Annotated in this window: 5 protein-coding genes and 1 pseudogene; all 6 read right to left on the bottom strand. The window is 67.4% G+C overall.

All coding sequences use genetic code 11. From position 1 onward, the window contains the following. Positions 1-267 precede the first annotated feature (267 nt). A pseudogene (locus tag LDO86_RS20190) lies at positions 268-324 on the bottom strand (hypothetical protein); the annotation flags it as partial. After that, positions 321-2939: a transglutaminaseTgpA domain-containing protein gene (locus tag LDO86_RS06605; RefSeq protein ID WP_224084389.1), complete on the bottom strand. Its 2619-nt coding sequence runs from the start codon at positions 2937-2939 to the stop codon at positions 321-323. The pseudogene LDO86_RS20190 and the gene LDO86_RS06605, both read right to left, overlap by 4 nt. Then, positions 2936-4279 (bottom strand): DUF58 domain-containing protein, encoded by a 1344-nt coding sequence (locus LDO86_RS06600; protein WP_224084388.1) that lies wholly within the window; start codon positions 4277-4279, stop codon positions 2936-2938. Before LDO86_RS06600 ends, LDO86_RS06605 begins: the two co-directional genes overlap by 4 nt. Positions 4280-4352: 73 nt before the next feature. Further along, positions 4353-5324 carry a MoxR family ATPase gene (locus LDO86_RS06595; protein ID WP_224084387.1) on the bottom strand — a complete coding sequence of 324 codons (972 nt, stop codon included), beginning with the start codon at positions 5322-5324 and terminating at the stop codon, positions 4353-4355. A 52-nt stretch (positions 5325-5376) separates the two neighbouring features. After that, entirely contained in the window at positions 5377-11487 is a 6111-nt protein-coding gene (locus LDO86_RS06590) for an Ig-like domain-containing protein (protein ID WP_224084386.1), read from the bottom strand. Positions 11488-11803: 316 nt separating this feature from the next. After that, positions 11804-12883 (bottom strand): adenylate/guanylate cyclase domain-containing protein, encoded by a 1080-nt coding sequence (locus LDO86_RS06585; protein ID WP_223995152.1) that lies wholly within the window; start codon positions 12881-12883, stop codon positions 11804-11806. Positions 12884-12958 lie beyond the last annotated feature (75 nt).

The following is a 12958-nucleotide window of genomic DNA, read 5'->3' as shown; positions in this document are numbered from 1 at the left end:
AGCGGCCCCCACCCTTGTGGAACCGCCGGTCCTGCCCGGCACGGTACCCGTATGCAAGGTGCCCGCTTGCGCGGTGCCCGTCAATGCGGTGCCCGCCGGCTGTGCCGGGGGCCTTTCTACTACCGGGATAGTACCGGGAATCCCGGACGAGTGCGCGGGGCGCGCTTCCCCGGGATCGCTCCTTGCTTGGTCCGCCGGCAGGTCCGGGGTGCGGGGGCGGCGCGCCGCCCTGTTGGGCAGCGGCGCGCCGCAGGCAGTGCAGAACGTGGCACCCGCGGGGACGGGCTGCCGGCAGCGCGGGCAGCGTTCGGGATCGAAGGTCACTGCTGGCCGGGTCCTTGCTGGTTGGGTCCTTGCTGGTTGGGTCCTTGCTGGTTGGGTCCTTGCTGGTTGGGTCCTTGTTGAACAGGCCCTTGCTGAACAGGCGGTGCGCCGGCACTGCCGGAGGCACGACGGCGGCGGGCAGCGATGAACCCGGATACCGCCGGCAGCGACACCCGGCCGCCGCGCAGGCTGGCGCCCTTGCCTGCGTTCATCGCGGCCCGGGCGTCGGCAAGCAGCGAACGCGGCGAGAACCGTGCCTGCTGCCGCCGCCAGAACCCTATCCCGGAGGTCATCTCCTTGAGGGAACCATCAACGATGGTCCAGTACTCGCGGACATCCTCTTCGGTTGGTTCCCCGGCGCCGAAGATCGAGGCGTCGGCCCGGCGCGCCAGCATGGTGGTGGTCCCCTGGGTCGCCGGGAAGGCATCGGCCAGGACCGCAGCGCTTTCCCGCCGTGTCGAACGGGTGTCGACGGCGGCACCCAGGTCGGTTGCCAGGCTCACCACCTCGTTCCAGCCCCCGCCCACGCGCTGGGCGGGATGGCCGTCCCGGAAACGGGACTTCCGCCGTCGTGCCTTCAACAAGGCGATCAGCAACAGCGGCAGGCCCAGGATCACCAGCGGGATGGCGGCGACGCCCAGCGCGCCCAGGAGGGCGCCCCAGAACAGCCAGGGATTGTTCTTTTTCTGGTCCGCGTCCAAGGCGTCGGGTGAGGAGTCCGGCGGCAGGTCCGCGGGCTCCTGCGGCGGGGGCGGCGGCTGCAGCACCTGCGGCTTGGGCTTGGACTTGTTCTCGGGGTCCGGCGGAATGGGGATGTTGTCCTTTGGCGGGGTGGGGTCGAAGCTGACCCAGCCCACGCGTTCAAACGCGACCTCCACCCAGGCGTGGACGTCCTTTCCGGTGATCTTCGCCTCACCCGCACCGTTCTCCGGGCTGGTTGGCTCAGGGTAGAAACCCATCACCACGCGGGACGGGATGCCCAGGTGCCGGAGCATCAGGGACATGGCCACCGCGTACTGTTCATCGTCGCCGAGCATCTGCTTGGCGGTCAGCAGGTTGCGGATCCGGGCTGAACCGTGGCCGGAGACGCTGGGGAGCTGCCCCTCGCTGACCAAACCGTTGCTGAAGGCCCCCGTCTTCTGGAAGTGCGCCTCGATCTGGCGCACCCGGTCGATGGCCGTGGGCGCGTCGGCGGACAGGTCGTTGGCCTGGGAGCCCACCACCGGCGGAACTTCCAGGGGGTCGGGAAGGGAGACCTTCGCGAAGTCGTACTGTGTCAGCTGCCCGTGCTCGAGTTTGGCGGGGTCGGACACCTGGACGGTGTAGGAGTCGCCGCGGGACAATCCGCTGGTGGTGACGGCGGTGTCCGTTCCGGGGTTGAAGTAGAGGCCGGCAGCCGCAGCCGAGCCGGACTGGTCAAAGCTGATGCCCGTGGTCTTCCGGCCGCCGGGGACGAAGAAGCCCTGGTAGTCCTCCACGTTGATGCTGATCGAGTAGTCGTTGGTGGGCACTACCCCGGATGTGTCGGCCAGGGTGTTGATGGACTTGGCGTCGCCCACCTTGCTGAAGTTGCCCGAACCGTTGGGGTCCATGTTGTAGTTGGTGCCGTTGAAGGCATCCAGGGCGCCAAGGCGCACCCGGCCGTCCCGCGGGAGGCCTTTGACGACGAACAGGGTGTCGTCCTTCTTGTCCTTGACGTAGCTCCGGAAACTGGCCAGGGGGGTGATGTAGTCCTTGGGATCGAATGGCGGTACCACCACGTTGCGGAGGACCTTCCGGTCATCGCCGGCGCTGACCATTGGCGCGGCCACCGCGGTGATTCCCACGCTGGCGGCAATCACCCCCGCGGCCATGCCCAGCCGGCGGATCCTGGCGCGGCGTGCGGTGGCACTGTCCGCCTGGGGGCTGTTCACCGCTACCCGGCGGGTGCTGTTCCGGCGCAGGGCGTCCCGGCGGAAGGTTGCCCAGGCGATGCCGAGGACGGTCAGGCCGATGCCGCGTTCCAGGGTCAGGAACGCGGCGTTGGTGCTGAAGGCGATGCCCGTGACGAACAGGACCAGTACCGGCAGGAGCGGCAGGTAGGGGCTCCTTGCCCGCCAGGTAAGGAGCGCTGCCACGAGTGCCAGGACCAGCGAACTTAGGAAGGGGACGATGAGCACGCCGCCGGCGGTTCCCACCGGCACCCCCACCGTCAGCATGTCCTTCCAGGCGAAGACGACGCCCAGGAGCAGGGTCCGCAGCGAATCCAGGGTGGGGACGAATCCGGCGATGGCGGCGTCCGGCACCGCCAGCAAGGTTCCGAACACCAGGTAGGCGGCCAGGGCCAGGGCGGTGGTGATCAGCAGCCCCAGTCGCAGGTGGGCGTTCGCCCCGCCGATGCCCAGGCCAAGGATGATGCCGCCGAACCCGGACAGGAGGTAGTACGGGTCGCCGCCGAAGCTCAAACCGAATCCGAGCAGGCCCAGGCCCAGCAGGACCACCAAGGCTCCGGCATCGATCAGGAAATGCCAGGCCGGCTGGCCGTCCGCAAAGGCCGAATCCGGGGTGGCGGCCTTGCGGCGGGTACGGGTTTGCGGGGAACCGCTTTGTGGCGAATGGCCGGGTGCGGTGCTCATGCGGCAGCCTTTCTCAGCACGATGGCAAGGTCGGCCAGGTCGCCGAGCGTCAGGACAGTGAGGTCTGCGATGTTGGCCCTGGAGGGGGCGGCGCCGGTTTCCACCCGGACCGCCAGGCTTCGGACGCCGGGCGGGACGGAGGCTGCAGCGGAACGGAGCTGGCTTGCCGTCACATTGCTGCCCACCACGAAGAACACGACGGAGGCATTGGGCACCGTGTCGGCCAGGGTCCTGGCAAGGTCGACGGCGGTGCGGCGCATCGGGGTGCCGACGATCCGGGTCATGTCATCAAGCATGTTGCGGCCGGTTTCGCAGCGCAGGGGTCCTTTTTGCGTGAGCACATCCAGTTCCCGCTGTTCGCGGATTGCCTGCCGGCCGATGGAGGCGGCCACCGAGATGGCCATCTCGAACTCGTTGTCGGAAGCGTATTCGTCCGTGTTGATGGACAGCGAGATGGCCAGGTGGGCGCGGCGGGTTTCCTCGAACTGGCGCACCATCAGCTTGTTGGTCCGGGCCGTGGTCTTCCAGTGGATGTGCCTGCGGTCATCCCCGGGCACGTAGTCGCGCAGGGCGTGGAAGGAGACGTCGGCGCTGGACAGGTCCGTGGTGGGCATGCCCTCGAGGTCGCGGATGAAGCCTGCGGCGGAACCGGCCAGGGCAACGGTGCGCGGGTGGACGAAGAGGTCCTCCGGCTCGGTCCAGAGGACCTGGCGGCGCAGCAGGTGCAGGGGGTCGGCCCGGACGGAGCGGACCGGTCCCACCACGATGACGGCGCGCCGGGCGGTGGGGATGGTGAACAGGTCCTCATGGACCTGTCCGGGCTTCATCCGGGGCAGGTGGAAGACCGCCGTGGTGCTGCCCACCGGCAGTTCCAGCGCGGCCGGCAGCAGCGGCCGGGCCGACGTGTTGGTGACGGCAATGCTGCCGACGGCGCTGTCCCCCACCGCCACCCGCGTGCGGGCAAGGTCCAGCACCACGCCGTAGGAGGACCTGCCGAGGATGAAGGCCACCGCGATCACGAACATGGCGAAGGCGGCAATGGACGCTGCCGTGGCTTCCTGCCAACCGAAGGCCTGGCCTGTGGCCCACAGCAGGATGGCAGCGGCCAGGACGGACCACCCCAGGATGCTGACCACGGACAGCACCGGCCAGGCGTACCTCAGCCAGGTGTCCCGGACAGCCCGCCCGGCGGGTGCCAGGGCGAGGAGGGCGGTGCTGCTGGCTTCGGACCATACGGCCGCGGGGTGCAGCCGGGTGGGGCGGCCGTTCCGGTGGAAGGGTTGCCGGAGACGCTCCGCGAGCCGGGTCAGCGGGGCGCCGCTGGACGTGCGGTCAGACATAGGGGTGTGCCTTCGTTGTTGCGCTGGAATGTCAGTGGTGGTGGCTGCGGCTTGAAGCCGCGGGCCCGGCGCCTCAGGCGTTGGTGCGCTGCTGCGGGGCGGCGACGTCGGCGAGGATCCTGGTCAGCACGGCCTCAGCGGTGGCGCCCGAGAATTCGGCTTCGGGGTCCATCACGAACCGGTGGGTCCACACCACGGGTGCCAGTTCCTTGATGTCATCCGGCAGCACAAAGTTCCGTCCCTGCGAGGCAGCCCAGACCTTGGCGGCCCGGACCATGGCCAGGGCGCCGCGGACGGAGACGCCGAGGCGCGTCTCCGGGGCACTGCGGGTTTCCTCGCAGAGCCGGGAGATGTACTCAAGCACGGCGGTGTCCACGTGCGCCGTGGCGGCGAGGTCGGCCATGTCCGCCACCGCCTGGGTGGTGATGACGGCAGACAGGTCCTTGGACCGGTCCTTCAGGTTGTTTCCGCCCAGCAGCCGGACGGTGGAGGCGTGGTCAGGGTAGCCGATGGAGGTCTTGATCAGGAAGCGGTCCAGCTGGGCCTCGGGCAGGCGGTAGGTGCCTGCCTGCTCGATGGGGTTCTGGGTGGCCATCACCATGAACGGCCGCCCGGCCGAGTACGTCACGCCGTCCACGGTGACCCGGGATTCCTCCATGACCTCAAGCAGCGCGGACTGGGTCTTGGGCGAGGCACGGTTGATTTCGTCGGCCAGGACGATGTTGTTAAAGATCGGGCCCTTGTGGAACTCGAACTTCTGCGTCTTCTGGTCGTAGATGGTCACACCTGTCACGTCGGAGGGAAGCAGGTCAGGCGTGAACTGGATGCGGTTGTTGGAGCCCTGCACCGTGGCGGCGAGGGCCCGGGCCAGGGAGGTCTTCCCGGTGCCCGGAGCGTCCTCGAACAGGACGTGGCCCTCGGCCAGCATGGCGGTGAAGGTCAGCCGGATGACGTGTTCCTTGCCCAGCACCGCCTGCCCCACGTTGGCAACCAGCTTTTCGAATGTGTCGGCAAACCACTCGGCCTGCTCGATGGTCATGGTCATGAAATGTGCTTCCTTCTACTGGTCGAAATTCCCTGTTTGATGCTGGAGCTTGCTAGCGGTTCGGCATGCCGGCCGGCGGGTTGCAGCCCACGTTGGAGGTGTCGCAGCGGAGCCAGTTGCCCGCGGCCATTCCTTCGCTCAGGTGGTACCAGATGCCGCTGGGATTGTTCGAGGTCTTGTACCAGACCTGGTAGCGGTCAGCCCGGGAGTAAGCGCCTGCGTCGAGCCAAATCCCCTCACCCGTGCACTGTGATGGGTTGCCGGCAACGTAGCTGTCGGTGCCCTTGCGGGGCTCCGTGCAGCTGCGGACAGGGCTGGCCGTGACGTTCCAGGACGTGGGCGGCGGCGGGGTGTTGTCTGGACCGGAGGTTGAGGTTGCCGGTCCGCCAATCGCCCCGTCCACCACCGTTACGGCGCGGACGCGCAGCCTGTGGCTCTGGTTCCATCCACCGGCGCCGGCGTCATAGCTGGTCGCCTTGCCCACGTTCTGCCAGCCTCCGCCGTCCATGCTGACCTCATAGTGGTTAAGCGGACGGCCGTTGGTGCTGGGGTTATTCCAGGTCCAGTGCACCTGCCCGTCGCCCTTCGCCGATGTCGTGCCGTTCACGTTGGGGGCATTGGCCGGACCATAGGGGTTCCCCGTGCCGATGGCCTTCGCGTCGCCGGACATGTTGTTCTTCGTGGACGTTGCGATGATCGTGACAGTGATGTCCCTGCCGTTGGTCATGCCGCCAATGGTTCCGCCCCCGGCCTTGATGGCGCCGGTCTTGCCGTCGGCGTTGTAGGAGTAGGCAATCTCGGACGCCGTGGAGCCGTTGCGCTGGGCATCCGTCAGCGGCGTGAACGTAACCTCCAGCTGACCGCTGGTTCCGTTCTCCCGCACCGTCCCGCCGTTGACCTGTCCGGGTTTGCCGGCCGCCCGGATGGGGGCCGACTGCGCACTGGTGGCACTGGTACCGGCCTTGTTGGTGGCAGCCACCGTGAAGGTGTAGTTGGACTCGGAGTTGTCCACGGTGACGTTCTGCGAGGTGCCGGCAACCTGCTGGCTGGCCACCGCCGCGCCACCACGGAGGGTGGTCAGGGTGTAGGACGAGACAGGGTCGCCATTGTTGTTGGGCGCGGACCAGACCACCCGCAGCTGGCTCTGCGAGCCCACCGGAGTTGCCTGCGACACGCTTGGCGCGGCAGGGGTCGCGGGAACACCGGCCGGGACTTCGGCCGCCGAATACGGGCTCCACTCGGACGGGTCCTTGGCGTCGTTGCGGGCCAGGACGCGGACCTTGTACGACACCCCGTTCTGCAGTCCCTTCCACACATAGCTGACGGAGGTCAGGTTCTGGATCTGGGCGTTCTGGCCGGCCGGCGCCGGTGAGATCTCCAGGTCGTAGGACTTCACCGGGGAGCCCTTGCTGGCCGGTGCGGTCCAGTTGACGGCCAGTTGCTTGTCGCCGAATTTCAGGGATGGGGCCAACGGAGTATCCGGTTTGACGTCCGGCCGGACGTCCGCTGAGGCCGGCGACCGGTCCGACTCGCCAAATTCATTCGTGGCCGTGACCTGGAAGTGGTAAGTGGTGTTGTTGGTCAGCCCGTTCAGGGTGCAGGTGTTGGCGGGGCAGTCCTGCCGGAACCCGCCCTCCCCATACACCGTGTACTTGGTGATGGCGGAGCCCCGGTCCGCGGGGGCGGACCAGTTGAGCAGCGCGGTTTGGTCCCCAACACTCTGTGCCTGGGGCGTGGTGGGTGCTGCAGGTTTGTCCTTAACGGTCAGCCGGACCCGTGCCGTGGCATGCCGGGAGCTGTCCTGCGTCTTGTCCTCCACGGTGTACGCCACCACCAGGGTTCCGGTGAAGCCGGGAGCAGGCGTGACCGTCACCGAGTCGCCGTTGACGCCTACGTTGCCGCTGCCTGTTTCGGTATTGGCGGCGATGATCTTCAGCGGTGTTTCGGGGAACGGGTTGGCGTCGTTCGCCAGGACGTTGATGGTCACGGGCTTCCCGGCGGCGGCGTTGGGCTCCACGTCGTCATTGGCCACCGGCTTGGGCCGGTTGGAGGCTGTCACGGCGAGCGGGTACGTGGCCGTGGCTTCGAGGCCGCGGGAGTCCGTCGCCTTGACCTGCACGGCGCCCCTGGTCCCCGTGGCCGTCGAATCCGCCGCGGAAACCTTCAGGGTCCTGCCTTCGATGCGTGCACTGAAACCGCCGGGCGGGTCGCCCACCAGCTGGTACTTCATCTTTTCGACGTCGTCCCGGTCGGGATCGGAGGTCAGCTTTCCCAGGTCCGTGCTGGCCGTGTCGCCCTTGGGGACATCAACGTCCGCGCCGAGCAGCTCGGGCGGGTTGTTTTTGTTGGGGTCCGGCAGGACCTTGGTGCGGATGCTCAGGGTGGACTTCAGGCCGGCCGGATCATCAGGTCCGGTGCCGTCGGTCACCTCGAACGTGAGGGACCCCGGACCCACGTAGTCGGCGCCCGCCGTGTACTTCAGGCCGGTGCCGTCTCCCGTGACCGGATTCCCGCCGTCGGCACCGATGAGTTTGATCCGGTCCACCTGGGTCAGCCGCGGCGAGCGTCCCTCCCGTACCTTGACCCAGTCCTTCAGGTCGACGTCCACGGACTGCCCGGCCACCACTTCAAGGACCTCGTCCTTGGCCAGGGTGGGAACCTGCTGGCCCAGGCCCGGCACCCAGATGATGGCCGTTGACTGCTGGCCGTCCACGTCTTCCACGGTGTACGGGATGAGCTGGGGCTGTTCCGTAAGGTCCACCAGCATGTTGCCGTTGCCGCCAGGCCGCGCCGTGGTGGCCTCCGTGCTGATCTTCAGGTTCTCGCCCACCCCGTCGGGGTCCTCGTCGTTCTTGAGGACCGGCACATCAACGGCGGTCTTGCCCATGGCCTGGGCAGACGTCACCCTGTCATCCCGGGCAATCGGGGCTTTCAGGGGCACTTCGTTGTCAACCACCAAGCGGATGGTGGCCTGCGCCGTGGCATCCCGGTCGTCGGCGACGGTGTACCGCACATTGACGGTTCCGGCCTCGTTCGGGGCCAGGAGGATGATGCGGCCGCTGTTCCTGCTGACGGTGGCCTGCAGTGCCGGGTCGGCGTCGATGCCGTCGGTGAGGATGCGGATGCGGTCACCGTCGGGATCGGTATCGTTTGCCGTTGCGTCGACGGCGATCTGCCGGCCCGGGCGTACCCGGACCTCGTCATCCACCGGGGTGGGCTTCTGGTTAGACTCGCCGCGGGGTGCGATGCCCACCGTCACCGTGCCCGTGTTGATGGCGCCCTGGCGGTCCACCACTTTGTAGCGGAAGGTGTCTGTACCGGCGCCGTCACCTGCGGCGGTGAAGTCGATGAAGTTACTGCCCACCGTGGCGGTTCCCATGGCAGGGGTGCTGTCGATGCCGGTCAGCTGCACCGAGTCGCCGTCGGGGTCAATGCCGTCAAGGGGAACCGGAATCCGGACGGTGCCGGCCGCCACCACGCGGGCGGTCAGGTTGCGCGGCTGGGGGCGGGAGTTCTCCGCGCCCTCGAGCGGCAGGATGTGGATGGTGACGGCGGCTGCGCTCTTCTGGCCCTGCGGATCCACCGCGTTGTAGATGGCGCGCACGGTCTTGGGCTGGCTGCCGGCAATGAAGCGGAGCGTGTTCTCGGAGACGAAGCTCTTGCCGTCGGCGGGATCCACGGCCTGCGGCAGGACGGGGTCCACAGACAGTTCCTGGCCCTGCGGGTGGGTGTCGTTGTCCAGGACGGGGATGGTGACCACGTCGTTGACGCGGACATTGACTTCATCCGGTTTGGGTTGCGGCGCCTCCACCACGGCCGGCGCCGGGACGGGCACCACTGACACGCTGCCGGTGGCCGACTTCCTGCCGTTGGACATGGTGTATTCGAACAGTATGGGGTCCTTGGTCCCCAGGATGTCGGTGATCCGCAGGACGCTGTGGTTGATCACGCTGACGGACACAGTCGCGTTATCGGGGAGCTTGACGGACTGCAGCACCAGGACGCCGCCGGAGGGGTCGGAGTCGTTGGCCAGGGGGTCCAGCAGGACGCTGCCGCCGGTGGGCATCAGGGCCACGTCGTGGACCGCCACGGGGTCGCCGCCGTCGTTGCCGGATTCCACGTCGACGCGGATGAGGCCCTGGCTGCTTTGCGGGCCGTTGCTGGCAATGTAGGTGAGGTAGACCGGACCGGGGGTGGTGCTGCGGAAGGTGAAGGTGCCGCCGTCGGTGACGGGGCCGAGTTCGGCAGGGCCGTTGGCTTCCACCTGGGCCAGCCGGAGGGCACCACCGTTGGGATCGACGTCGTTCTTCAACGGGGAGATGACCAGGTCCTGGCCCACGACGGCGGTGACGTGGTCGGCGTTGACCACGGGTGCCAGGGCGCCGGGCGGCTGGACATTGACCACCACCTTGCCGGTGACAGTGGCGCGGCCGTCCCAGATGGTGACCTGGACGTTCTTCTTGCCGGCCGTGGCCCCGGAATCCTGGAAGGTGAGCAGGCCGTCGCGCCGTACCTTGACCTGGTCCTGGTCGTTGTCGGCCTTGGCATCCAACAGGACCAGGTCATCGCCGTCGGGATCGATCCAGTCGGTGAGGATGTTCTGGCTGACGGTCTTGCCCTGTTCCACCAGCATGGTGGTGTCTTCGCCGCGCTTGAACTTCGGCGGCTTGTTCTCATCGGGTCCTACGACGCTGAGCGTGACCTGGCCGGTGGCGGACAGGCCGCGGCCGTCGGAGGCGCTGTAGTTGAAAGTCTCCGTGCCGGGTTTGGCGTCCGCGGGCACGGTGATCTGGAACGCCGTGCCGCCGTAGATGCTTTCCAGGGTGCCGGACTTGGGCCCGGCCTCCCCGACCGCTGCGGTGAGCACGTCGCCGTCGGGGTCGGAGTCGTTGTCCAGGACGCTGAGGATGGTGGTGCGGCCCGGGCGGACGCCGACGGCGTCGGGCTTGGTTTCGGGCGGCCGGTTGGGTTTGGTGCGGTCCGGCAGGATGTTGATGGTGTTGTTGTCCGCCGACTCCTGGTCCTGGTCGTCGGACTGGTTCTTTGGTGGGATGACGTCGTCCCAGTTGTTGACCAGCTGCATGTTCTGGTTCACCAGCCACACGTTCCCGGAGTTCACATCATTCAGGACCACCAGGTCCCGGTTCACCCGGAAAACATACGACGGCGACGCACTCGCCCTGGGCACGTCAACCTTCTTATCGTCACCATCATTGACGCAATCCCGGACATACTTGTTCGCACCCGACCACGCCGCATGCACACACCCGCCCAACTGCACCGGAGCAGCGGGGACACCCTCGCCGTCGAACGCCACCACCATCGCCGCTCCCCCGTCAAGCGGCTGCTTCAGCAACGCCTTCCGCGTGGCCAGCGCCACAACATCACTGCCCGGCCCCGCCTGCTGCAACTTCGCATCCCTGGCATTCTCCAGCGCCAGCCGCTTGCCACCAGGCAGGAACAGGTTCCCCGCCGCGGCATCCAGCACCACCGGCCGGTCCCCCACCACCGTCATCTGCAGATCCCCGGCACCCTTAAGCCCATCCCACGTGCTGGACTCCGACGACGTCACCTCACCGTTGGCGTCAACACCCGTCACCGTCACAACACCGGTCTTAGGGTCCGCCGAATACACCCGGTCATCAGAACCCACCGCAGAGACGATGCCCGCCGAACCGACCATCACCGGCTCCGACGCTTCCTTATCAAAACCATTCACGGTGGACGGCGACACCGCCCACACCTTCCCCGATGCAGCATCCGTCACCGAAATCGTCCGGGTGCCGAAACTCACATCAGCTGCGCCCGGCAACTGCTTATCCCCACCGAGGCGCATATTCGCCGGCGACACCTGGTTCAACGTCGAACCGGTCTCGTCATCGACGAACACCTCGCCTGCATGCTGCAACACATCGAACGTTGTCGACGCCGGCGTCACCGCGCCGTCCAACACCCGCGACGGATAGTTCAACCGCCCCACCGCATTCCTGGACTTCGACACCACCCACACGCCGCCGTCATTCAACTCCACCTCAGTGGTCTTGAACCCCGGATACAACACAGCACCCGTCACCAGAACGGCCACAACGGCACCAAACGCAGTTCCGGTGACCAGTTTCTTGTGTCGCTTCTTCAGCCCAAGCTTCCCCAGCAGTGTTGTCACAGCGATTTTTCCCCTGTTGTAGCGCCGTCGTGCGGCAGCATCACAGGGCGGAGCACACCTGCCCCGCCCATATTTTTTGCCACCCCCAAAGGTGGCCGAGACCTGGCGAATAGCCGCAAAATGGACGGCCCGCGAAGGTACCAGCAGGCGTGGACCCTCCGCCAATCACCCTACCCGTTGCCTTTTAGGGCCGCGATGGGGAGCGCTCCCCACACGGCCTTCAGCGTCAACGAACGAACCGACTATAGCGTGATTAGCCACCGAGTGGACAAAATCTTTTTCCGGCCCCGGCCAGGGGGAAAAAGACGAGGGATTCCTAGTCCAGGACCAGGCCCTTGCCCCGGCCGCGGGTGAGGCGGACGGGATTGATCTCACCGAAGCCGCGGACATTTTCCGGGGCCTGGGGAATCATGATGAACCGCTCGTCGTGCTCCAGGGCGGAGGCCGTCATGGAGTCGACCAGAACCGTTCCGGGATCGGCAAGGGTGGTCAGCCGGGCGGCCAGGTTGACCGTGGGACCGTAGATGTCGCCCAGGCGGGACAGGATCCTGCCCCACACCATGGCCACCCGGGCTTCGGGAAGGATCTCGTCCTCGGTGAAGGCCTCGGCCAGCGCCAGGGAGATTTCGGCACCGGCCGCCGGAGTTTCGGCGATGTACAGGACTTCGTCGCCCACGGTCTTGACCAGACGGCCGCCGCCCACGGAGATGATTTCGGCGCACTTGTTTTCGAAGCGCTGGACCAGCCGGGCGAGGGTCTTTTCGTTCATCCGGCGGGACAGGCTGGTGTAGGAGACAAGGTCCGCGAAGCCAACCGCGCGGGCCAGGGGCAGCGGCGCGTCGTCCTCGTCGCCTTCACGGCCTTCCTCGCTGGCCTGCAGCCCGGCCTCGGCACGGACGGCGAGGCGCTGGACGCCGGCGTTGAGTTGGCGCCGCCATGAATACACCAGGACCTCTTCCAGCGCGTCCACCAGCGCGGGAAGTTCGTTGACCAGGCGCTTGCGGGCCACAGCATCGGTGACGCCCTGCTCGTGGACCATGTCCTCCACCAGGGCTTCGATCTGCCAGACCACCATGCGGTCCGTCATCTGCCCGATGGAGCGGGTCACCGAAATGGCTGCTTCTTCGGTCAGCTTGCCGGCGCGGACCAGGTCCACCACGGTGGACAGGGCGGCCTGGTCGCGTTCGGTGAAGGCAACGTCCTCGTCGCCGAAATTCGGAAACCCCAGTGCACGCCAGAGCTTGCGGGCAGAGAGCAGGGAGAGTCCGGCGCCGGCGGCAACTTCACGACGGCGGAGCTTCCGTTCCCCGCCCAGGAGGCGGGCTTCGAGGGCCTTCATGGCCAGGCGTTCGGCGGACATGGCGCCGGTGGGCGGGTGCCGGTCTGCATCCGGCATGGCCGCGGCCGGCGTGGAACCGGGTTCCGGCGCGGATCCGGGTTCCGGTGCGGCGTCGCCGGAAGGGGCCACCTG

It is taken from the genome of Arthrobacter sp. StoSoilB19 (assembly GCF_019977275.1).
Classification (GTDB): Bacteria; Actinomycetota; Actinomycetes; order Actinomycetales; family Micrococcaceae; genus Arthrobacter.
Note: the sequence above shows the minus strand (reverse complement) of the source record. Positions and strands in the feature narration are given on the sequence as shown.

Excerpts from the sequence above, each read along its gene's own strand:
- LDO86_RS06600 (WP_224084388.1), bottom strand. The coding sequence starts at position 4,279 with ATGTCTGACCGCACGTCCAGCGGCGCCCCGCTGACCCGGCTCGCGGAG.
- LDO86_RS06595 (WP_224084387.1), bottom strand. The coding sequence starts at position 5,324 with ATGACCATGACCATCGAGCAGGCCGAGTGGTTTGCCGACACATTCGAA.
- LDO86_RS06585 (WP_223995152.1), bottom strand. The coding sequence starts at position 12,883 with ATGCCGGATGCAGACCGGCACCCGCCCACCGGCGCCATGTCCGCCGAA.
- LDO86_RS06605 (WP_224084389.1), bottom strand. The coding sequence starts at position 2,939 with ATGAGCACCGCACCCGGCCATTCGCCACAAAGCGGTTCCCCGCAAACC.